Annotated in this window: 17 protein-coding genes and 3 pseudogenes; 14 read left to right on the top strand and 6 right to left on the bottom strand. The window is 72.1% G+C overall.

The window, feature by feature from the left end:
* Positions 1 to 3: 3 nt before the first annotated feature.
* A complete protein-coding gene (locus ABS735_RS16135; protein ID WP_373905483.1) occupies positions 4 to 1,359 on the bottom strand; it encodes a lysine N(6)-hydroxylase/L-ornithine N(5)-oxygenase family protein in 1,356 nt (451 codons plus the stop codon).
* Between the two features lie 175 nt (positions 1,360 to 1,534).
* Between ABS735_RS16135 and ABS735_RS16130 the strand changes: the two genes are divergently transcribed.
* Positions 1,535 to 2,482, top strand: a complete 948-nt coding sequence (locus tag ABS735_RS16130) for a methionyl-tRNA formyltransferase (RefSeq protein WP_373905484.1) — start codon at positions 1,535 to 1,537, stop codon at positions 2,480 to 2,482.
* Positions 2,483 to 2,565: 83 nt separating this feature from the next.
* On the opposite strand, the gene ABS735_RS16125 is transcribed toward ABS735_RS16130, so the two are convergent.
* Complete coding sequence (locus ABS735_RS16125) at positions 2,566 to 2,805, bottom strand: DUF5302 domain-containing protein (RefSeq protein ID WP_373905485.1); 240 nt, start codon at positions 2,803 to 2,805, stop codon at positions 2,566 to 2,568.
* Positions 2,806 to 2,843: 38 nt separating this feature from the next.
* A complete protein-coding gene (locus ABS735_RS16120) occupies positions 2,844 to 4,703 on the bottom strand; it encodes a CocE/NonD family hydrolase (protein ID WP_373905486.1) in 1,860 nt (619 codons plus the stop codon).
* Between the two features lie 263 nt (positions 4,704 to 4,966).
* Here ABS735_RS16120 and ABS735_RS16115 point away from each other — a divergent pair, with 263 nt between their 5' ends.
* The 7 genes from ABS735_RS16115 (at position 4,967) to ABS735_RS16085 (ending at position 14,663) form a co-directional block, all read left to right on the top strand.
* Positions 4,967 to 5,401, top strand: a complete 435-nt coding sequence (locus ABS735_RS16115) for a PGPGW domain-containing protein (protein ID WP_373905487.1) — start codon at positions 4,967 to 4,969, stop codon at positions 5,399 to 5,401.
* Between the two features lie 217 nt (positions 5,402 to 5,618).
* The gene (locus ABS735_RS16110) at positions 5,619 to 6,938 is read left to right on the top strand and encodes a DEAD/DEAH box helicase (protein WP_373905488.1); all 1,320 of its coding nucleotides are present in this window, start codon (positions 5,619 to 5,621) and stop codon (positions 6,936 to 6,938) included.
* Between the two features lie 211 nt (positions 6,939 to 7,149).
* Positions 7,150 to 10,167, top strand: a complete 3,018-nt coding sequence (locus ABS735_RS16105; RefSeq protein ID WP_373905489.1) for a 3-keto-alpha-glucoside-1,2-lyase-like domain-containing protein — start codon at positions 7,150 to 7,152, stop codon at positions 10,165 to 10,167.
* Positions 10,168 to 10,302: 135 nt separating this feature from the next.
* Entirely contained in the window at positions 10,303 to 11,133 is an 831-nt protein-coding gene (gene nadE / locus ABS735_RS16100; RefSeq protein ID WP_373905490.1) for an ammonia-dependent NAD(+) synthetase, read from the top strand.
* 144 nt (positions 11,134 to 11,277) lie between these two features.
* Positions 11,278 to 12,801, top strand: a complete 1,524-nt coding sequence (glpK, locus tag ABS735_RS16095) for a glycerol kinase GlpK (RefSeq protein WP_373905491.1) — start codon at positions 11,278 to 11,280, stop codon at positions 12,799 to 12,801.
* An 87-nt stretch (positions 12,802 to 12,888) separates the two neighbouring features.
* On the top strand, positions 12,889 to 13,542 hold the full coding sequence (locus ABS735_RS16090) for a maleylpyruvate isomerase N-terminal domain-containing protein (RefSeq protein ID WP_373905492.1): 654 nt from the start codon (positions 12,889 to 12,891) through the stop codon (positions 13,540 to 13,542).
* Positions 13,543 to 14,204: 662 nt separating this feature from the next.
* On the top strand, positions 14,205 to 14,663 hold the full coding sequence (locus tag ABS735_RS16085) for a cyclic nucleotide-binding domain-containing protein (protein WP_373905493.1): 459 nt from the start codon (positions 14,205 to 14,207) through the stop codon (positions 14,661 to 14,663).
* A 23-nt stretch (positions 14,664 to 14,686) separates the two neighbouring features.
* On the opposite strand, the pseudogene ABS735_RS16080 reads toward ABS735_RS16085, so the two are convergent.
* Positions 14,687 to 15,580 (bottom strand): annotated as a pseudogene (locus tag ABS735_RS16080) (GAF domain-containing sensor histidine kinase); the annotation flags it as partial.
* 34 nt (positions 15,581 to 15,614) lie between these two features.
* Here ABS735_RS16080 and ABS735_RS16075 point away from each other — a divergent pair.
* Together ABS735_RS16075 and ABS735_RS16070 are read left to right on the top strand one after the other, a co-directional pair.
* Complete coding sequence (locus ABS735_RS16075) at positions 15,615 to 16,079, top strand: pyridoxamine 5'-phosphate oxidase family protein (protein WP_373905494.1); 465 nt, start codon at positions 15,615 to 15,617, stop codon at positions 16,077 to 16,079.
* A 234-nt stretch (positions 16,080 to 16,313) separates the two neighbouring features.
* Positions 16,314 to 17,543 carry a globin domain-containing protein gene (locus tag ABS735_RS16070; protein ID WP_373905495.1) on the top strand — a complete coding sequence of 410 codons (1,230 nt, stop codon included), beginning with the start codon at positions 16,314 to 16,316 and terminating at the stop codon, positions 17,541 to 17,543.
* Positions 17,544 to 17,566: 23 nt separating this feature from the next.
* Here the strand turns inward: ABS735_RS16070 and ABS735_RS16065 are convergent, their stop codons facing one another.
* Together ABS735_RS16065 and ABS735_RS16060 are read right to left on the bottom strand one after the other, a co-directional pair.
* A complete protein-coding gene (locus ABS735_RS16065) occupies positions 17,567 to 18,040 on the bottom strand; it encodes a hemerythrin domain-containing protein (protein WP_373905496.1) in 474 nt (157 codons plus the stop codon).
* A gap of 100 nt (positions 18,041 to 18,140) precedes the next feature.
* Positions 18,141 to 18,945: pseudogene (locus tag ABS735_RS16060) on the bottom strand (MFS transporter); the annotation flags it as partial.
* Here ABS735_RS16060 and ABS735_RS16055 point away from each other — a divergent pair.
* The 4 genes and pseudogenes from ABS735_RS16055 to ABS735_RS16040 form a co-directional block, all read left to right on the top strand.
* Positions 18,946 to 19,436, top strand: a pseudogene (locus ABS735_RS16055) (respiratory nitrate reductase subunit gamma); the annotation flags it as partial.
* A gap of 168 nt (positions 19,437 to 19,604) precedes the next feature.
* On the top strand, positions 19,605 to 20,186 hold the full coding sequence (locus ABS735_RS16050; RefSeq protein WP_373905497.1) for a TetR/AcrR family transcriptional regulator: 582 nt from the start codon (positions 19,605 to 19,607) through the stop codon (positions 20,184 to 20,186).
* 267 nt (positions 20,187 to 20,453) lie between these two features.
* A complete protein-coding gene (locus ABS735_RS16045; protein ID WP_373905498.1) occupies positions 20,454 to 21,269 on the top strand; it encodes an SAM-dependent methyltransferase in 816 nt (271 codons plus the stop codon).
* A 37-nt stretch (positions 21,270 to 21,306) separates the two neighbouring features.
* Complete coding sequence (locus ABS735_RS16040; RefSeq protein WP_373905499.1) at positions 21,307 to 22,140, top strand: alpha/beta fold hydrolase; 834 nt, start codon at positions 21,307 to 21,309, stop codon at positions 22,138 to 22,140.
* Positions 22,141 to 22,144: the final 4 nt, after the last annotated feature.

Here is a 22,144-nt window from a genome sequence, read left to right as displayed (position 1 = left end):
ACATTAACGCGCGGTGGTGCCGGTTCCGTCGGCGACCGTACGGACCTCGTCCGACGCGGACTTGAGCCCCCGGCCGAGGAGCGACTCGAGGATCTCGCCGACCCTGACGGCGGTGTTGGAGAGCAGCGACGACGTGATGCCGTGCGTGTGCTCCGTGCCGCCCTGCAGGTAGATGCCACAGCGCAGGCCGGGGTCCGTGGCGACGCGGTAGTCGCGCTCGACGCGCACCCGGCCCTCGTCGTCGCGCAGGCAGCGGTCCGCGACCTCGCCGAGCAGTCCGAGGGGGTCGGCCGGGCCGTACCCGGTGGCGAGGACCAGCACGTCCGCGTCGAGGAGTGTCTCCTCGCCGGTGACCAGGGACGTCACGGTGGCGCGCACCCGGTCCGGCGTCTCCTTGACGTCGGTGAGCCGGGACACGTTGAGGAAGCGCAGCCGTTCGCTGCCGAGGACCTTCTCCCGGTACATCTGCCGGTACAGGTCGTCGATCAGGTCGATGTCCACCACGGAGTAGTTGGTGTTGCCGTGGTAGTCCATCAGCCGGCCTTTGACGCTGCCGGGCGCGGTGAAGTAGTCGTCGACCGCCGACGGGTCGAAGATCCGGTTGGCGAACGCGCTGTCGTCGGCGGGGCTGTAGCCGTAGCGCGCGAAGACCGCGCATACCTCGGCCGAGGGGAAGCGGCGGTGCAGGTAGGCGACGTTCTCGGCGGCACTCTGCCCGGCGCCGACGACGATGAACCGGGAGGGCGAGGTGCCCTCCAACGCGTCGACCTTGGCCAGCAGTTCGGAGTTGTGCCAGGTCCGGTCGCCGCGCTCCACACCCTCCGGCACGAGAGGACGCAGCCCGGTGCCGACGACGAGGTTGCGCGCCCGGTGGATCTCGAGCCCCTCCCCGGAACGGACCGTCACCTCCAGGTGGTCGACGACTCCGTCACGCACGACGGGTGCGACGCCGACGACCTCGTGGCCGTAGGAGACCATGTCGTCGACCTTGGCCGCGGCCCACTCGAAGTAGTCGTGGAACTCGACCCGCAGCGGGAAGAGGTTCTTGTGGTTGATGAAGTCGATCAGCCGCCCCTTGCTCTGCAGGTAGCAGAGGAAGCTGTACTCGCTGGCCGGGTTCCGCAGTGTCACCAGGTCCTTGAGGAAGGACACCTGCATGGTCGCGTCGTCGATCAGCATGCCGCGGTGCCAGCCGAAGCGCGGTTGCTGCTCGAAGAAGCGGGCGTCGAGCGCCTCCTGCCCGCCGGCCTGCGCGTTGTGTTCGCGGATCGCGATCGCCATGGCGACATTGGACGGTCCGAAGCCGATACCAATGAGGTCGTGGACCAGCGTTGAGTCAGCAGGAAGAACCTGTGACATGTCACTCCCCTCGTGCGCCGGAAACTTAGGTGAGCCTAAGCTAATGAAATACGGCTGTCGATAGGGCGCACCAGGAGTTGATTCGCGCCAACTGGGGTGTCACACAAGGAGGTTACGCACTAAGGTAAGCCTTGCTTAACTACCCGGGTCAGCCCCTGCCTTGAGGAGGAACCCCATGCGGGTCGTCATGTTCGGTTACCAGACCTGGGGGCACCGCACCCTGCGAGCCCTGCTGGACTCCGAGCACGACGTGGTCCTCGTGGTCACACACCCCAAGAGCGAGCACGCGTACGAGAAGATCTGGAGCGACTCCGTCGCCGACCTCGCCGAGGAGCACGGCGTCCCGGTGCTGATCCGCAACCGCCCGGACGACGACGAGCTGTTCGAGCGTCTCGAGGACGCCGATCCGGACATCATCGTGGCCAACAACTGGCGGACCTGGATCCCCCCGCGCATCTTCCGCCTGCCACGCCACGGCACGCTCAACGTGCACGACTCCCTGCTGCCGAAGTACGCCGGGTTCTCCCCCCTGATCTGGGCGCTGATCAACGGGGAGACCGAAGTGGGCGTCACCGCGCACATGATGAACGACGAGCTGGACGCCGGTGACATCGTCCGGCAGGAGGCGGTGCCGGTGGGCCCGACGGACACCGCCACCGACCTGTTCCACAAGACGGTCGACCTCATCGCCCCGGTCACCATCGGCGCCCTCGGACTCATCGCGGCCGGGCAGACGGAGTTCACCGAGCAGGACCGGTCCCGGGCGAGCTTCTTTCACAAGCGCTCCGCCGAGGACATCCGCATCGACTGGAACTGGCCGGCCGAGGATCTGGAGCGTCTGGTCCGGGCCCAGTCCGAGCCGTACCCCAGCGCCTTCACCTTCCACCGGGGCAGGCGGCTCGAAATCCTCGCCGCCGTGGTCTCCGAGGGCCGCTACGGCGGCACGCCCGGCCGGATCTTCTACCGCGAGGGCGAGGGCGTGGTGATCGTCGCCGGAGCCGACGCGCGCCGGGGCCGCAACCACGGCCTCGCCGTCACGCGCGTACGCACGGAGGACGGGCGGGAGTCGGCCGCGACGGAGTACTTCACCTCCATGGGCGGCTATCTCACCGCCCGTCCCTGAGCACCCCGAGCGGACACCCACGAGGGGCAGGGCCCGACCGTGCTGCCACGGTCGGGCCCTGCCCGGGACGGTCGCGCGCGGCCTCAGCCGCTCTTGCGCCGGAACGACCGCTGGCTGGCGGCCGGGCCGTGGGTACCCCGGATCTTCGCCATGTCGGCGTTCGCGGCGAGGGCCGCGGCCTCCGCCTGTTTGCCGCGCTTGCGCTCCAGCGCCTGGCGGAACTTGCCCTTCAGGTCGTACTGACCGTCGGCGTCGGGTGTCAGGGCGGTGCGCTCGTCCTCCGCCGGTTCCGAACCTGCCTGCGATGAAGACTCTTCAGTCATGACGACCTCCTGGGCTCGGACAACAGGAGCACAGCTTGTCACGGCCGGCCGCCCGGAACCACCGAGAACGTGCCCGGGCCGTCCGGCAGGCTCACCGTGTACTGGCGCAGATACGTGTCCAGGTACGGCGACCTGGCACCGGCGGTGGCGACGTCGTCGGCCGGATCGTCCAGGGCCAGCCCCAGCCTGGCCCCGCTGACCTCGATGGTCTCGCCGGAGGGCGTGTCGCGCCAGGAGCCGGTCTGGACGGAACCGATCTCCACGGCCAGGACGTGCCCGGCGGCGAGGGTCCAGTCGGTCGCCTTCAGATCGACGCTCATGCGGCCGGACTTCACCAGGGAGACCTGCTCGTCGAACATGACGGCGGTGCCGTCCGGGGCGACGTCGTACAGCTTGAGCATGACGTTGCCCTCGCCGCGGGCCGTCAGGGACACCTGCGGGGTGCCGGTGACGCGCGTGGCCTTCCCCAGCGGTTTCGACCACACGAAGAAGCTGGAGGCGACCTCACCGGCGCGCTGACGCTTCGCCAGTTCCGCAGCCAGCCCCGCCGGGGCCGGCTGCTCGGTCGCCGGCGCGTTCTCCATGTCCCACCTGCCGGTCGGCTGCGGCGGTGCCTTCGGTGCCGGGCTGCCGGACGCGGTCAGCGCCGCGCGGGCGGACGCTCCTCCGTCGTCCACGTAGGAGCCGCCGCCGAGCGGGAGGGTGACCGACCGCTCGGTGACGGGCCAGGTGCGCTGGGCCCGCCAGGCGCCGGTGGAGTCCTCGACGGCGTAGGCCGGGTAGCGCACCGTCGGCCTGGTGCCCTTCAGGTACTGGTCGTAGAAGGAGAGGGTCTCGTCGTACCAGCCCTCGCGGCCCATGGCCAGGCGTCCGTCCTCGACGCGGTCGCCGCCGCGCACGTGGTCCCACTGGCCGAGCCAGCCGCGCTCGGGGCCGCGGTGGTTGTCGAGGTACTCCTCCATCTCCTCGGGCTTGGTGTTGTTCTCGACGAAGCCCTGCGTGACGAACAGCGGGGTGTCGCTGCCCCTGGCCATCCTCGCCAGGTCACGGGAGGTCCAGTGCTCGTCCCGCTGGTCGGATATCCGGTATCCGGCCGAGTTTTCCGTCAGGCACTCCGGGTGGCTCTCCTCGTAGCGTGCGGCGGCCCGGTAGCGCGGGTCGTCGTCCGCCATCGGGGGCATCGAGGCGATGGAGTTGTACGCGTCGGCGGTCCCGGTCACGTTCGGGCGGGGCACACCGTTGGAGTAGATGTACTGGTACATGTCCCACAGCGGTTCCTGGGCGACGACCGCCTTGAGCGCACGCTGGTCCAGGTTGTTGCCGATGAGGCCGGTGACGGCGTCGTACGACTTGCCGTACATGCCGACCGCGCCGGTGGACCACGGCTGCTTCGCGGCCCAGTCGATCGCGGCCCTGACGTCGGCCTGTTCGCCGGGCCCGCCCCAGTCCAGGCAGCCGGTGGAGCCGCCGAAGCCGCGCAGGTCCACCATGACGAAGGCGTACCCCTGGTCGAACAGGTCGGTGCCCTCGATGAAGTCCTGGAAGCGGGCGGACGGCCCGCTGCGGGTCCAGCCCTCGGGGCCGGTCTGGCCGGCGTGGGCGAAGTACGGGCCGATCGACAGGATGACCGGAACCTTCTCCTTCCGCTTCAGCCCTTCGGGCAGCAGGACGTCGGCGTGGAGACGGGTGCCGGAGCGGTCGGAGGACGGGAAGTAGTGCTGGGTCCAGACCGAACCCTCCGGGACGCGGTCGTTCTCCTCGTGCGTGACGGGGCCGGTGGTGGCCGGCCCGGCCTCCGCCTCGTGCGCCGCGACGGCGGGGCCGCCGAGGCCGACGGTCAGGGCGAGGGCGGCGACGAGTGCCGAGGCGGTCCGGACGACCGCGCGACGTGGTCTCACATGCTCCTCCTTGGACGGCGGGTGCAGGTGGTACGGGTGGTGCAGGTCTAGCAGCCAAGTCCGCGCACGTCGATGGGGCCTGCCCGCAACTGCCTTCCCCGTGGCGGGCATTGGCGGACAGGGCGGGACGGACCGGCCCACCGCACTCCGCGGGGCGCCGGTCGCCGGTTCTCCGCCGAAATCGCCCGCGCGTCGATTGCTGCCTAAGGTTGGGCACGCCGACGGAACCGGAGTTCTTCCCGACCGCAGGAGAGTGGGGTGCCATGGCGCGGGGTGTCGAGTCGATCCGGCGGACCGCCCTGGGTGTCCTCGGCGCCGTCCTGCTGCTGGTCGGCGTCGCGCTGCTGGTGCTGCCCGGGCCCGGCCTGCTGCTCGTGTTCGCGGGGGTGGTGCTGCTGGCGCGCGCCGTTCCGGCGTTGGACCGGTTCGTCGCCCCCGTCCGCGTCCGGGCGATGCGCGCGGCCGAGGAGAGCGTCTCCTCCCGATGGCGTATCGCCGGCTCGGTGCTGGTGGGGCTTTTCCTCGTCGCCGCCGGGGTGGTGTGGGGCCTCGTTCCCGAGCTGCCGTACTCCGGATGGGCCACCGGTTCGAGTCTGATCATCTCCGGCTTCGTGCTGTTCGCCCTGCTCGTGTGGAGCCGCCGCCGTGTTCAGGCGGCGCGGCGCGGCTCACCGCCGGAGTCGGGACGAGTGCGCTGAGCCGTCGGGACGGCACACGGCGCACGCGACCGGGGCAGCGGAGCCCCGCCTCGGCCGCGGCCGCTCGGCCGGGCCGGTCCGAGCGGGCACCGCACGACCGGCCACGGGGCGCAGGGCCGCCGGCTGGTAAAATGGGCCCACGCTTTGAGGCGCCCGGGTCCGTACCGAGGGGTACGGGCCCGGTCGCGTTCCGGGCGCCTGATCAGAAAGGTCCCCCATGAACGCGAAGCCGACCGCATCCTTCGACGGCCTCGGGCTGCCGCCGGCGCTGGTGGAGACGATGGCCGGCCTCGGGGTGACGGAGCCGTTCCCGATCCAGGCGGCGACCCTGCCCGACGCGCTGGCCGGACGCGACGTCCTCGGCCGGGCGCGGACCGGATCCGGCAAGACACTCGCCTTCGGGCTCGCCCTGCTCGCCAGGACCGCGGGCCGGCGCGCGGAGTCGAAGCGGCCGCTGGCCCTCGTCCTGGTGTCGACGCGGGAACTCGCCCAGCAGGTGAGTGACGCGCTGGCGCCGTACGCGCGGGCACTGGACATGCGCCTGACCACGGTCGTCGGCGGACTGTCGATCAACCGGCAGACCCAGGCGCTGCGCGACGGCGCCGAAGTGGTCGTCGCCACGCCGGGCCGCCTGGCCGACCTGGTGTCCCGCCGGGACTGCCACCTGAACCACGTGCGCGTCACGGTGCTGGACGAGGCGGACCAGATGTGTGACCTGGGGTTCCTGCCCCAGGTCTCCGGCATCCTGGACCAGGTGCCCTCCGACGGGCAGCGGCTGCTGTTCTCGGCCACTCTCGACCGCGACGTCGACCAGCTGGTGCGGGACCATCTCCACGACCCGGTCCTCGCGTCGGTCGACCCGGCATCGGCCTCGGTGACCGAGATGGAGCACCACGTACTGACCATCCACCCCGCCGACAAGTACGCGACCGCCACCGAGATCGCCGCACGCGACGGCCGGGTGCTGATGTTCCTCGACACCAAGGCCGGCGTCGACCGGTTCACCCGGCACCTGCGGGCCGCCGGCGTGTCCGCGGCCGCCCTGCACAGCGGGAAGTCGCAGCCGCAGCGCACCCACACCCTCGCCCGGTTCGTGGAGGGCGAGCTCACCGTGCTGGTGGCCACCAACGTCGCGGCGCGGGGCATCCACGTCGACGCGCTCGACCTCGTCGTCAACGTCGATCCGCCGGCCGACGCCAAGGACTACCTGCACCGCGGCGGGCGTACGGCGCGCGCCGGGCGGGCGGGGAGCGTGGTCACGCTCGTCACCCCCGATCAGCGGCGTGACGTGAGCCGGATGATGTCCGAGGCCGGAATCCGGCCGACGGTGACCCCGGTGCGCTCGGGCGAGCAGAAGCTGACGGCCATCACCGGCGCGAAGCGCCCGCCGGCCGGACCCGGCAAGGAGGGCGGCAACGCACCCTTCCGCGGGATGGGCACCCGCCCGGGCCGCGCCGCGAAGGGTTCCCGCAAGGCCGTCGAGGCGCGCAAGGCCGCGGAGGCCCGCGCGGCGGCCCGGGTACGCAGAGGCCGCTGACCTCCGGGGGACGGCTGCCCGGGGGCGGGCCCCTGGGACGGCCCCCGGCGCCAGGAACGCGGACCACTGCGCCAAGAACTTTGAACACACCGATGACAAAGTATGGACATGTCAAGCGGAAGTCTCCTACCTTGTCGGCGGAACGTCCGTCATACCGCACGAGACCGGAGCGATATCCGGCACGGTCCGGTCCCCATCTTCCGGAGGACCAATGCGCCAACGGCTCTTATCGCGTGCCCGAAGACACCTCATCCTCCTGCTGACGTCGGCCGTTTCGGTCGGTGGCGCCTGGGCCGCTCCGGCGTCCTCGGCCTCCCCGGCGGCCCTCGCCGACATCCCGCCGCAGGAACCCGGGGTCACGCTGCGCGTGTTCGACGTACAGACGCCCCTGAACGAGCTGTGCACTCTCAAACCGGGCCAGACCCCCAACCACGACAAGCTGATGCCGACGGTCGACTGGTCCACCACCGCCGACTTCGGCGGCATCGCGGACAACTTCGTCTCCGAGGCGTCCGGTTACCTGGTCGCGCCGCGTGACGGGACCTATGTGTTCCGGCTCGTCAGCGACGACGGCTCCCGGCTGACCCTCGACGACACCACGGTGATCGACCACGACGGACTGCACGGCGCGGAGCCCAAGGACGGCACGGTCGAACTCACCGCGGGAGCGCACCCGCTGCGCATCGAGCACTTCGACCGCGGCGGCGGCCAGCAGTTGCAGCTGTCCTGGATGCCGCCGGGCGAGAGCGGGTTCACCGTCGTACCCACCGAGGCACTGAGCACCGACGCCGGAGTCGTCCGGGTGACGGCGCCGGGCCGCAAGGAGTGCGAGGCGGGGCGCGACACCCCGGGCGACGGTCTTCCGCTCACCTCCGTGCGCCCCGACCTCGACCTCACCGACCTGCGCCCCGACGGCTTCGAACCGCAGGTCACCGGCATGGACTGGCTGCCCGACGGTCGCCTGGCGATCAGCACCTGGGGCGGCACCGACAACGTTGCCGGAGAGGTGTACCTCCTGGACAACGTCACCGGTGCGACCAGTCGCGACAAGGTGACCGCCGAGAAGGTGGCGAGCGGGCTGCGCGAGCCCATGGGCATCAAGTACGTGGACGGTTCGCTCTACGTCTCGCAGAAGCACGAGCTGACCCGGCTGGTCGACAGCGACGGCGACGACGTGACCGACGAGTACCGCACGGTCGCCACCTGGCCCTACGGCGGCAACTTCCACGAGTTCGCGTTCGGCCTGCTCTACCGCGACGGCTACTTCTACGTGAACCTCTCCGTCGCCATCGACCTCGGCGGCGCGACCACCACCCCGCAGCCCGCGCCCAACCGCGGGACGACCTACAGGATCAGCAAGAAGACGGGGAAGATCAGCCCGGTCGCGGGCGGGCTGCGCACGCCCAACGGCATCGGCTGGGGGCCGGGCGGCGACCTGTTCGCCACCGACAACCAGGGCGGCTGGCTGCCCGCCTCGAAGCTCGTCCAGATCAAGCAGGACCGCTTCTTCAACCACTACACCGAGCCCGCCGGCCCCTTCGAGGGCTCCCCCGTCACCGAGCCGGTGCTTTGGCTGCCGCAGAACGAGATCGGCAACTCGCCCTCCACCCCGCTGTACCTCACCAAGGGCAGGTTCGCGGGCCAGATGCTGATCGGTGACGTCACCTACGGCGGTCTGCAGCGCGCTTATCTGGAGAAGGTGAAGGGCCAGTACCAGGGCGCCGTCTTCCGCTACACCCAGGGCCTGGAGGCGGGCGTCAACCGTGTCTCGATGGGCCCCGACGGTGCGATCTACACCGGCGGTCTCGGCGCCGACGGGAACTGGGGACAGGAGGGCAAGCTCAAGTTCGGACTGCAGAAGCTGACGCCCAACAGCGGCAACACCTTCGACGTCCAGAAGATGCGGGCGGTACCGGGCGGCTTCGACCTGACGTACACCCAGCCGGTGTCCGAGGAGACGGCCGCGGAACTCGCCGCCCGCTACGAGGCCGAGCAGTGGCGCTACACGCCGACCGGCGACTACGGCGGCCCGAAGATCGCCGAGGAGAAGCTGACCGTGCGGTCTGCGACGCTCTCGGACGACGGCCGCACCGTCCGGCTGCGACTGGACGGCCTCCAGCCCGACCGGGTCGTGCACGTGCGCTCCCCGCGCCCCTTCACCTCGGCCTCCGGTGAGATGCTGTGGAGCACCGAGGCCTGGTACACGCTCAACGAGATGCCCGGCAAGCAGCCGCCCGCCGCCACCCTGTACGAGGCCGAGGAGGCGCGTCTGACGGGCAAGGCGGGCATCAACACCGACCACGTCGGCTATTCCGGCAGCGGGTTCGTCGACCGCTACGCCACCGAGGACAAGGTCACGACCACGTTCGACGTGACCGTCCCGAAGCCGGGCACCTACGACGTGGGCCTGCGCTACTCCAACGGCCCGAACCCCTTCGAGGGCACCAAGTCGCTCTCCCTGTACGCCAACGGGAAAAAGGTGCGCCAGACGCAGCTCCCCTCCACCGGGGACTGGGACACCTGGTCCACGCGGACCGAGAGCCTGCGGCTGCGCGCCGGCCACAACACCGTCTCCTACCGGTACGACCCCGGCGACACCGGTCACGTCAACCTCGACCTGATCACCGTGCACCCGCACGGCGCCGAGGTCGCCCTGTTCGACGGAACCGCCGCCTCGCAGGAGCAGTGGCAGCACACGGACGGACGGCAGGTGGCGTGGCCGCCGGCCGAGGAGAGGTCGATGGAGGTGTGCTGCGGCGACATCCGCACCAAGGACGCCTACCAGGACTTCAAGCTGCACGTGGAGTTCCGCGTGCCGCTGCTGCCGGACGACGTGACCGGGCAGGACCGCGGCAACAGCGGCATCTACCTCCAGGACCGCTACGAGCTGCAGATCCTCGACTCCTACGGTGACACCACCCCCGACACCAACGAGGCCGGGGCGATCTACCTGAAGAAGGCACCCGACACCAACGCGGCGACGGCCCCGGAGACGTGGCAGACGTACGACATCGTCTTCCGTGCCGCCCGCTTCGACGAGAACGGCGCCAAGACCGCCGACGCGCGGGTGACGGTGGTGTGGAACGGCGAGACGGTCCACGACGACGTCGCCCTCGACGGGCCCACCGCGGCGGGCAGGGCCGAGACGCCGGCCGCCGGGGCGATCCGGCTCCAGGACCACGGCAACAAGGTCCGGTTCCGCAACATCCGGGTCGAACCGCTGGACTGACCCGAAGCCGTGCGGGGCGGTCCCTGAACGCCGCCCCGCACCCCCGCTCCACGGGTCCACTGGGCGAACCGGTGCCGCGGGCGCCTCTGGGTAGGCTGAGGCGACAAACACCTGCCCGTCGAACAAGGAGCGGAATTGAGCGAGCCGGCGTCCATCGCCCTGCAGAAGGAGATCGCCCGGGAACTGGAGGTCGCGGAGACCTTCGACGCCGAACGGGAGATCGAGCGCCGGGTGGCCTTCCTCGCCGAGCGGCTGACCTCCACCGGTCTGCGCGCCCTCGTGCTCGGTATCAGCGGCGGTGTCGACTCGACCACCGCGGGCCGGCTGTGCCAGCTCGCCGTGGAGCGGGCCCGCGCCGCGGGACACGAGGCCCGCTTCTACGCGATGCGGCTGCCGCACGGCATCCAGGCGGACGAGCACGACGCCCAGCAGGCGCTCTCCTTCATCCAGCCGGACCAGGTGCTGACCGTGGACATCAAGCCCGCCGGCGACGCGACGCTCGACGCCCTGCTCGCCGCCGACGTGGCCTTCCGCGACGCCCAGCACCAGGACTTCGTGCACGGCAACATCAAGGCCCGGCAGCGCATGATCGCGCAGTACGCCGTGGCCGGAGCGCACGGCGGCCTGGTCGTCGGCACCGACCACGCCGCCGAGGCGGTCTCCGGCTTCTTCACCAAGTTCGGCGACGGCGCCGCCGACGTCGTACCGCTGACGGGCCTCACCAAGCGCCGCGTGCGCGCCGTCGCGGACGCGCTGGGCGCCCCCGCCGAGCTGGTGCGGAAGGTTCCGACGGCCGATCTGGAGACCCTCGACCCCGGCAAGGCCGACGAGGACGCCCTCGGGGTCACGTACGACGAGATCGACGACTTCCTGGAGGGCAAGCCGGTGAAGGAGCAGGCCTTCGAGACGATCGTCACCCGCTACCGGCAGACCGACCACAAGCGCCGGATGCCGATCGCTCCCTGACCGGCGGCCGGTGGTGGCTTCGGCCGCCACCGGCGACCACCGCGCCGACCATGTCCTTTATATGCGGTTTGCCGGAAGCCGCCTTAGTCTGTCCGAGGAGGTGCCCGAACCAGGACCGACACCGGCCGGAGAGGCGGAGCGAACATGGCGGACTTCATCGGCGCGGTGGACCAGGGAACCACCAGCACCCGGTTCATGATCTTCGACCACGGGGGCAACGAGGTCGCGAAGCACCAGCTGGAGCACGAGCAGATCCTCCCCCGCTCCGGGTGGGTGGAGCACGATCCGGTGGAGATCTGGGAGCGCACCAACTCGGTGATGCAGAACGCCCTGCGCAACGGCGGTCTGTCGGGGACCGACCTGGCGGCCATCGGCATCACCAACCAGCGGGAGACCACGGTGGTCTGGGACCCGCGCACCGGCCGCCCCTACTACAACGCCATCGTCTGGCAGGACACCCGCACCGACGCCATCGCGGCGAACCTGGAACGCACCGGCCGGGGAGACGTCATCCGCCGCAAGGCCGGGCTGCCGCCCGCGACGTATTTCTCCGCCGGAAAGATCCAGTGGATCCTGGAGAACGTCGACGGCGTCCGCGAAGCGGCGGAACAGGGACACGCGGTGTTCGGCAACACGGACTGCTGGGTCCTGTGGAACCTGACCGGTGGTCCCGACGGCGGCATCCACGCCACCGACGTGACCAACGCGAGCCGCACCATGCTGATGGACCTGGAGACGCTCGACTGGGACGACGAGCTGCTGGGCTTCTTCGGCATCCCGCGGAGCATGCTGCCCGCCATCCACCCCTCCTCGCACCCGGATGCCTACGGCACGACCCGGACCTCCCGGCCGCTGCGCGCCGCCGTTCCCATCACCGGGGTCCTGGGCGACCAGCACGCGGCGACCGTCGGCCAGGTCTGCTTCTCGCCCGGTGAGGCCAAGAACACCTACGGCACCGGCAACTTCCTGGTCCTCAACACCGGCACCGAACTGGTCCGCTCCCAGCACGGCCTCCTGACCACCGTGGCCTACCAGTTCGGCGACAACCCTCCGGTCTACGCGCTGGAGGGTTCCATCGCGGTGACCGGGTCCGCCGTGCAGTGGCTGCGCGACCAGATGAAGATCATCAAGACCGCCGCCGAGAGCGAGGAACTCGCCCGCACGGTCGACGACAACGGCGGCATGTACTTCGTCCCCGCCTTCTCCGGCCTGTTCGCCCCGTACTGGCGCTCCGACGCCCGGGGCGCGATCGTCGGCCTCGCCCGGTACAACGACAACGCCCACCTGGCACGGGCGACGCTGGAGTCCATCTGCTACCAGAGCCGCGACGTAGTCGAGGCCATGGAGCAGGACTCCTCGGTCCACCTGGACGTGCTCAGGGTCGACGGCGGTGTGACCGCCAACGACCTGTGCATGCAGATCCAGGCGGACGTCCTCGGTGTCCCCGTCAGCCGCCCGGTCGTCGCGGAGACCACCGCCCTCGGCGCGGCCTACGCGGCGGGGCTGGCCACGGGCTTCTGGCAGGACACCGACGAACTTCGCACCCACTGGAGCGAGTCCCGGCGCTGGGAGCCCCAGTGGTCCGAGGAACGGCGCGCGGAGGGTTACGCGGGCTGGAAGATGGCGGTGGAGCGCACGCTCGACTGGGTCAAGGTCCCGGAGAGCTGATCCCTGCGGGCGGTGTGCTCGCGGTAGCGGCCGGGGACACCGCGAATTCGGTCGCGGCCGGGCCGACGCTGGTGTTGGCTGTCGGGCGTGGATCTCTTCTCCAGTTCCTGGTCGGCCCTGCTCGCCGCGGTCGCCGACCTCTCCGACGAGGACTTCGCCCGGCCGTCCGGCTGCACCGGCTGGCTCGTCCGGGACCTGGTGTGCCACCTGGTCGTCGACGCCCAGGACGTCCTGGTCACCCTGGCCACCCCGACCGCCGAGGAGCCGACCCGCGACGCGGTGACCTACTGGCAGGTGGTCGAGCCCCCGACGGGAGACGATCCGCTCGACGCGCTGATCGTCCGCCTGGCCGCCGCCTACGAGCAGCCGGGGCTGCTCAAGTTCCACCTCGACGACGTCGGTTCCGCCGCCGGCCGCGCCGCCGCGCTCGCGGATCCCGTCGGCCGGGTCGGCACCCAGGACCAGGTACTCACGGCGGGGGACTATCTCTGCGCGTACGTACTGGAGTGGTCCCTGCACCACCTCGACCTGATCGCGCACCTCCCGGAGGCGGCGCCACCGCCCGCGGAGGGGCTCAGGCGGGCGCGGGAGCTGCTGGAAGGGGTCGTCGCGGCACCGTTCCCCGCGTCGTTCACCGACCGGGACGCGCTGCTGATCGGCACCGGACGGCGAGCGCCGACCTCGGCGGAGACGGCCGCGCTGGGCGAGTTGGCGGCTCGGCTTCCCTTTCCCGTCGGCTGACCGGTCCGTCCGGCCCCGCACCGCTGCTGGGTCAGCCGACCGGACGACAGGGCCGCGTCCCCGGTCTCCGCCCGGCCCTCCGGCACGGCCCAGCGCACGCCCGACTCCGGCGGCACGTGCACGCGCACGCCCGAATCCGGCGGTGCGTCCGCGCGCACGCCGGAAGGCACCCTGCATCGACCCGTCCGAGGACGACGGCCCGTCCCTGACCGTCCGCACGCCCGGCGGCGGCGAACGGGTCGTCCCCCTGGACGGCCCGCACGGGCCGTCACCCGCTCGCCGACGGCCGCACCGCCTACGTCTCGGGCGGCTTCGCCCGCGACGGCTACCGGAACGGCCTGAGCGTCGTCGTCGAGGTCGGCACCGGCCGGGTGACGCGCGTCCCGGTGGGCGAGCGGCCACTGGCCGTCGCGGTCCTCGGCGACAGGGGCCGGGCGGCGCGTGAGCCACCGGGGCCGAACGGCCCGCGGTCGGGACCGAGTGGCCCCTGGTGTCCCGTGCCGGTCGGCGGGACGCTCGAGTCGACAGCCCCCGGCGTGCACCCGAAGGGTACGGCGAGAGGCGGCCGGACGAACGGCGTTCTCGGACCGTCCAGCCGACCGCCCCGCCGAGCGGTTCCCTCGCCGTCCGTCCGCGGTGACCGCACGAAAGGAGCCGGAGCGATGACCTCTGCCACCACCCTGTCCGCGGCCCTCCCCAGCGACCACCGCGAGCGACTCATGCGGATCGCACGGGAGGTCTCCGTCGCGGAGGGCACCCGCCTCTTCGAGGAAGGACGGCGCGCCGACCGGTTCTGGATCGTGCGGACCGGCACGGTCAGCCTCGACCTGCGCGTCCCCGGCCGCCGGGCCCCCGTCATCGAGACGCTGGGCCACGGCGAACTCGTCGGCTGGTCCTGGCACTTCCCGCCCTACCTGTGGCAACTGGGCGGCGAGGCCACGACGCCGGTGCGGGCCTGGGAGTTCGACGCGGACGCCATGCGGGAGATGTGCGCCCGCGATCCCGAGTTCGGCCGCACGGTCGCCGTCTGGGTCGGCAAGGTGGTCGCCCACCGGCTGCAGGCGGCCCGGATCAGGCTGCTCGACCTGTACGCGCCGTACGGCAGCGGCGGACTGCTCTGACCGGCCGGGCCGGCACCTCGCGATCAGCCCTCGTCCGGCACCGGCGCCCGCCACTCCAGGGTGGTGCCGCCGTCCGCGGGGCTGGTGAGCCGTAGCTCGCCGCCCACCTGAGCGGCGCGTTCCGCCAGGTTGCGCAGCCCGCTGCGGCGGCCTCCGGACGGTATGCCGACGCCGTTGTCCGTGACGGTCAGCCGCACCTCGCGGCCGTCGGTCTCCAGGGCCACGGCGACCCGGTCGGCCCGCGCGTGCCGGGCCACGTCGGTCAGGGCCTCCGACAGCACCGCGACCACGTGCTCGGCGATCCGGCCGGGCACCTCCGTGTCCAGCAGGCCCTCCATCCGGAGGCTGGGGGCGAAGCCCAGGACCGGGGCCGCCTCACCGACGACCCGCACCGTACGGCCCCGCAGCCCGGCGCCGGCGGCGGTGCCGCGCGCCCGGAGACCGAAGATCGTCGACCTGATGATCTTGATGGTCTCGTCCAGGTCGTCCACCGCCCGCAGCACCCGCTCCGACGCGGAACCGTTGTCGATCAGACGGCCTGCGCTCTGGAGCGTCATGCCGGTGGCGAACAGCCGCTGGATCGCCAGGTCGTGCAGGTCCCGGGCGATCCGGTCCCGGTCCTGGAGCACGGCGATCTGCTCGGCGTCCCGGCGCCGCTCCGCCAGTTCCATCGCGAGGGCGGCCTGCGCGGCGAATCCCTGCAGCGGCTCGGTCTCCTTCGCGGAGAACACCGCCTTGCCCGCCTGCCGCACCAGCAGGACCACGCCCCGCATGCCTTCGCCGGCGGCGCCGAAGGGCACCGCCACCGCCGGTCCGAGCCCGGTGAACCGGGGCGCGGGATCCGTGCCGGGCCGGGCTGAGCCGTTCTGGGGGCCGAACGGCCCTAGCCCGGGGCTCGCCGACGGCGCTCCAATGAATCGACCGTACCTGTGACTCCGACGAAAGCATGCCATGACCTGCGAGCACGTCCCCTCGACCCCGGTGGCGCCGCGTCGCAGCATCGAGCTGGGCGCCGAGGAGGCCCTCGCGCTGCTGGGCAGTGTCTCCCTGGGGCGGGTCGTCTTCACACGGCAGGCGCTGCCGACGATCCGGCCGGTCAATCATGTCCTGGACCACGGCGACATCGTCATCCGCACCCACGAGGGGGCGGCCCTGACCTCCCGTACGCAGAAGGCCGGTGATCCGGGTGTCGTGGTCGCCTACGAGGCCGACTCGATCGACCCGGACACGCACCTGGGGTGGAGCGTCGTGGTGACCGGCTACGCCCGGCCGGTGACCGACGCCGGGGAACTGGCCCGCTATCAGGCCCTGCTGCGCCCCTGGGTCGACCGGACGATGGACTACGCGATCCGGATCGTCCCCGACCTGATCACCGGCGTCCGGCTCGCCGAGGCGCGGCCGTCCACCCGGGTGTGACACCGTCCGGCAGCGCGGGGACAGGGCCGGAGGGAGCCCGTCCCAGGGACCTTGAGTCCCGGCACGACGCGGCCTCATGGGGACCAACGGCCCCGTTCCGGCGTCCGTTGGTCCTGCATACGCCACCGGGGGCACAACGGGGCGAAAACGCGGGCCGCCCGCTGGTACACAGGGACTCGCCGCCGCATCCGGTGCCGCGGTCACCGACTCCCCCATCCCCTTACGGGAGGTTCCATGCTGTCCGCAGAGTCCGCGTCCGTGGTCCGGGCCACGCTGCCCGCCGTGACCGGAGCGCTCGACGAGATCGCGTCGCGCTTCTACGGCACGATGTTCCACGACCGGCCGGAACTGCTCGACGGGCTGTTCAACCGGGGCAACCAGGCGAGCGGCGCCCAGCGACGGGCGCTGGCCGGTTCGATCGCCGCGTTCGCGGGCGCGCTGCTCGACCACCCGGACACCCGTCCGGACACCCTGCTGGAGCGCATCGCGCACAAGCATGTCTCCGTCGGCATCACCGACGACCAGTACACGATCGTGCACAAGTACCTGTTCGCCGCGATAGCCGACGTCCTGGGCGACGCGGTCACCCCTGAGGTGGCGGCCGCCTGGGACGAGGTGTACTGGCTGATGGCCGGTGCGCTGATCGCCATGGAGGCGCGTCTCTACCACGAGACGGGGCTGCGGCCCGGCCGCATCTGGCGCCGGTGGACGGTGGTCGAGCGCCGCACGGAGACCCCGGACGTGGTGTCCTTCGTGATCCGCCCGGCCGACGGCGAGCCCGCGCCGCGCGCACGGGCGGGCCAGTACGTCAGTGTGCGCGTGCTGATGCCCGACGGCGTGCGGCAGTTGCGCCAGTACAGCCTGTCCTCGGAGCCCGGTGGCGAACTGCGCCGGATCACCGTCAAACGGGTCGCCGGCACGGAGGGGGCACCGGACGGCGAGGTCTCCAACCTGCTGTTCGGCGACGTGTGCCGCGGTGACGAACTGACCCTGTCGACGCCGTCCGGCGACATCGTCCTGGACGACGCCGAGGACTCCGCCCCCGTCGTGCTGGTCTCGGCGGGCATCGGCTGCACGCCCCTCACCGGCATGCTGTCCCACCTCGCGGCGCTCGGGTCCACCCGCCCGGTGCTGGTCCTGCACGCCGACCGCTCTCCCGCCGAGCACGCCCTGCGCGCCGAGACGCGGGAGCTGGTCGAGCGGCTGCCGGACGCCCGTGCCGTGTTCTGGTACGAGCGCCCCGGCCCGGAGGAACCGGAGGCGCGCAGTGGCCTGATGGACCTGTCCGGCCTCGAACTGCCTGACGGGGCCGCGGTGTTCATGTGCGGTTCGCTGCCGTTCATGCGCGGGGTGCGCGCCCAGCTGCTCGCCGCCGGTGTCCCCGCCCGCCGCATCCGGTACGAGGTCTTCGGTCCCGACCTGTGGCTGGCGGACAGCGCGGACACGGCGCCGGCGCAGACCTGATGACGGTGTCCTGCCCCCTCCGGTCACGCGGCCGGAGGGGGCAGGGCGCTGCCCGCCCGCGCCCGCACGGCCTCGACGGCCTCCCACTGCTCGGTGGTCAAGGTCGCCAACGCGGCGGGGAAGACGCCGTCCTGTTCCTTGAGGATGTGCTCGCGCAGCTGGGCGAGGACGTCCAGCAGCCGGTCGGGCCGGGCCGGGTCGGCCGGCACCCCGTCGGCGGCCTCGGCCAGTACGGCCTCGATCCGGCGGTGTTCCGCTTCCAGGGCGGCGATCCGGTCGGGGAACTCGGCGGCCATCGCGGGGAACAGGCCGTGCTCCTCCACCTGGGTGTGGGGCGCCAGGACGGCCGCGATGCGCCGCGCGAGACCGGCGGCGGTGACGGTGTCGCCCGTGCCGCGGGCCGTGCGCACCCGGCTGAAGAGGGCCACCACCGCGTCGTGTTCGCGGGTGAGTTCGTCGATCGAGGTCAGCGACTGGCAGCCGCAGTACTCGCACATCGCGGCCTCCTGATTGTCTCGCAGAGGGTGGGAGCCGGGGGACGCCGGGCCCGAAGGCCCGGCGGCTCAGTCGGCGGGGGCGGCGGAGGCGTTCGGACGGCTGCTCCGCGGCCGTCCGGCCGAGGCGGGTGGCGGCGTAGGCCAGTGCCGCCGCCGCCACGGCGCCGAAGAGGACCAGGCCGAGCGCGTACGACCCGTACGTGCCGTAGCGGGAGCCCATGACCAGGGGTGGCACGAAGCCGCCCAGGCCGCCGGCGGCGCCCACGACACCGGTGACCGACCCGAGCTTGTTCGCCGGGGCCGGCAGCAGGGCCACCAGGGCGAACACCGCGCCGCTGCCCGCGCCGAGTGCGGCGGCCAGGGACAGGAACGCGGCGGTGCCGACCGGCGTCAGTGCGGGCGTCGAGGACTGGACGAGCGCCGCGGCCAGCACCACCACCAGCGTGCCGGTCACCACCCGCACCGGGCCGATCCGGTCGGAGAGCCAGCCGCCGACCGGGCGCATCGCCACGGCGAGCAGCACGAACCCGGCCATGCGGTTCGCCGCGTCGGCCCGGGTGAGCCCGTAGCCGGTCTTCAGGTAGGTGGGCAGGTAGACGGAGAAGGCGACGTAGCCGCCGAAGGCCACCGCGTACAGCGCGGACGCCTGCCACGTGGTGCCGAGGCGCAGGGTCGGCCAGCCTGCGGGCGAGCGGCACGGTGGGCGCGGTGTGTCCGGGGGCGTCCCTCAGCAGCAGCGCCGCCGCGACCGCGCAGACCGCCAGCACCGCCGCGGTGATCAGGAACGGTGCGGACAAGCCGTGTGCGTCCACGAGTCTCACCGTCGTCAGGGCGCTGATCGCGGTGCCGCCCATGCCCATGCCGAAGACGCCGATGGCGAGGCCGCGCCGCTCGGGCGGGAGCCAGAGGCCGTGGGCGTCGACGAACACCTCTGCCACGCGGGTGCGGTGTGGGCCGGTTCGGTGGCGGGCGTGGCCATGGTCGCGGGGCTCGGCATGCTGTGCGCCCGGCGGCTGCTGTCCAGACGGATCCGGCTGGGCACCGACCCCAGCGACAAGGTGCTGTTCCCGCTGCTGTCCCTGACCTTGCTGCCGCGCACAACGTCTTCGGCGGCGGGTACGACCACCGGGGCACGGTGTCGGTGTGGTTCCGCGCCCTGTTCGTGCTCGGGCCCCGGCCGGAGGCGATCGCCGACGCCCCGCTGCTCTTCCGGCTGCACGCGCTGAGCGCCTGCCTGCTCTTCGCGGCCTGGCCGTTCACCCGGCTGGTGCACGTCTGGAGCGCACCGGTCGGATACCTGGTCCGGGCCTGTCTGGTTACCGGCGCCGCGGCACCCCGGAACCGGTCTCGCGGGCCCGGGCGAAAGCCAGGACGTAGTCCTGGGCGGCGGGACCGGGTCCGGCATCAGGTCGACGGACGTGTTCGCCGTCCTCCCGGGCCGCCCTCGGCCCGCGCCGACCGGCGCGAGCAGGCCGAACGCCTTCCCGTCCTCGCCCTGGACGGCCTGCGTCCCGGGGCACCGCGACCCGCATGACAGTGCCTGCCCTCGCGTAGACTCCGCGCCATGGGTCGATGGGAGCCGAACGCGCGCGGCCGCCTGGAGCAGGCGGCGCTGGAGCTGTACGCGGAGCGCGGCTACGAACAGACCCCGGTGGCCGAGATCACCAAGCGTGCGGGGCTGACGGAGCGGACGTTCTTCCGGCACTTCGCCGACAAGCGGGAGGTTCTCTTCGCGGGCTCCGGCAGGCTGGCGGAGCTGTGCGTGGGCGCCGTCGCGGCGGCGCCCACGACGGCGACGCCGATGGAGGCGGTGGCCGCCGCCCTCGACGCCGCGGCGGGCGTCTTCGAGGAGCGCGGCGACCTGGTCGGCCGGCGGCAGAGCGTCATCGACGCGAACGCGGAGCTGCGGGAGCGGGAACTGATCAAGCTCGCGTCCCTCTCGGACGCGCTCGCCGACGCGCTGCGCGACCGCGGCGTGGACGAACTGACGGCGCGGCTGACCGCCGAGGCGGCGATCGCCGTGCTCAAGGTCGCCTTCAGGCGCTGGATCGACGGGGGGCAGGAGCGACTGCTGCGACCACTGCTCACCGAGTGCTTCGACGTGCTCCGCACGGCATCCGCACGAGGTGCGGTGGGCGCCGGTTAGCCATGCGGCCCGGCCTCCGTGCGGCGCCGGGCGGCGTGCGGGGACCCGAGGAGGTCGACGGACCTCGCTCCGGCCGGCCCGTCTCCCGTACGCCGGGGCCGTCGGTGTCCGGCCGTGCACGCCCAAGATCCGGGACCGCATGGGAGCGACGCCGGGCCCGTCGGTGAACCGGTGTGCAGCGTCGGTGAACCGGTCTACAGCAAGGGGCCGTTGCGACGTAGGTTGTGGTCAAGCACCCACGCCTCGGCTGAAAGACGGACCGCACCCATGAGCGACCCCTCGACGACCCCCGGCAACGCGACGCAGCAGAAGATCGACACGTCCGTGCCGCACTCGGCCCGGATCTGGAACTACTGGCTGGGCGGGAAGGACAACTACCCGGTCGACGAGCAGGCCGGCGACGCGTACACCGCCGTCTTCCCCGGCATCGTCACCATCGCCCGCAGCAGCCGCGCGTTCCTGCGCCGCAACATCACCCACCTGGTCGCCGAGGCGGGCATCCGGCAGTTCCTCGACATCGGCACCGGTCTGCCGACCGCCGACAACACCCACGAGGTCGCCCAGCGCATCGCGCCCGAGACGCGGATCGTCTACGTCGACAACGACCCGATGGTCCTCGCCCACGCCCGTGCGCTGCTCTACTCCACCCCCGAGGGCGCGACCGCCTACATCGACTCCGACGTGCACGACCCCGACGCCGTGCTGGCGGCCGCCGCCGAGACGCTGGACTTCGACAGGCCCGTCGCCCTGATCCTCAGCAACATCCTGGGCCACATCCCCGACTACGACCGGGCGCGCTCCGTCGTCACCCGGCTCGTCGGCGCCCTGCCGTCCGGCAGCTACCTCTCGATCAACGACGGTTCGCGAGGGATCGACCCGGAGTTCGAGCGGGCCCAGGACGCCTACAACGAGAGCGGTGCCGCACCGTACATCCTGCGCACCGTCGACCAGATCACGGCGTTCTTCGACGGTCTGGAACTGGTGGAGCCCGGCGTGGTCCCGGTGACCCTGTGGCGTCCGGAGGCGGGCGCCGACGACCCGAAGCCCATCGGCGAACACGGTGGACTCGCCCGCAAGCCGTGACGTTGTGACCCGCGCCGTACGGAAAGGAAACCGCACCATGTCCACATGGCCGTTGCCCGAGTCGTTCCCCAGCGGTTCGGGCACCGTCCGCTGGAACCGGCTGGGCGCCCCGGGCGGGCGTCCGCTGGTCCTGCTGCACGGCACGCCCTTCTCCTCGTACGTCTGGCGCGCGGTGGCCCGCTCACTGGCACGCGACCACCAGGTGTTCGTCTGGGACATGCCCGGCTACGGGCTGTCGGAGAAGGCCGCCGGTCAGGACGTGTCGCTGGCCGCGCAGAGCCGGGTCTTCGCGGAGCTGCTGGACCACTGGGGGCTGGAGCGGCCCTTCGTGGCCGCCCACGACTTCGGCGGTGCCGTCGCGCTGCGGGCGCATCTGCTGCACGGCGCCCGGTACGGGGCACTCGCCCTGGTCGACCCGGTCGCGCTGGCGCCCTGGGGATCGCCGTTCTTCCGGCTGGTCCGCGACCACGCCGAGGTCTTCGGGCAGCTGCCCGAGGCGCTGCACCGCGCGCTGGTGCGCGAGTACGTCGGTTCCACCGGTGGCCCGGGGCTGCACCCGGCGGTCCTGGACCGGCTGGTCGAGCCATGGCTCGGCGAGTCGGGGCAGCCGGCCTTCTACCGGCAGATCGCCCAGGCGGACCAGCGGTACACCGACGAGGTACAGGACCGGTACGCCGGTATCGACGTCCCCACGCTGGTCTGCTGGGGTGAGGACGACGCCTGGATTCCCGTGGCCAAGGGACGCGAACTCGCCGGTCTCGTCCCCGGCGCCCGGTGGGAGCCGATCGCCCACGCGGGCCATCTGGTGCAGGAGGACGCGCCCGCCGAGCTGACGGCGGCCCTGCTCGACTTCTTCCGCCGCCTCTCCTGACGCC

The organism is Streptomyces sp. MMCC 100 (assembly GCF_041538145.2).
Lineage (GTDB): Bacteria > Actinomycetota > Actinomycetes > Streptomycetales > Streptomycetaceae > Streptomyces.
This window is presented reverse-complemented; position numbering and strand designations above follow the sequence as displayed.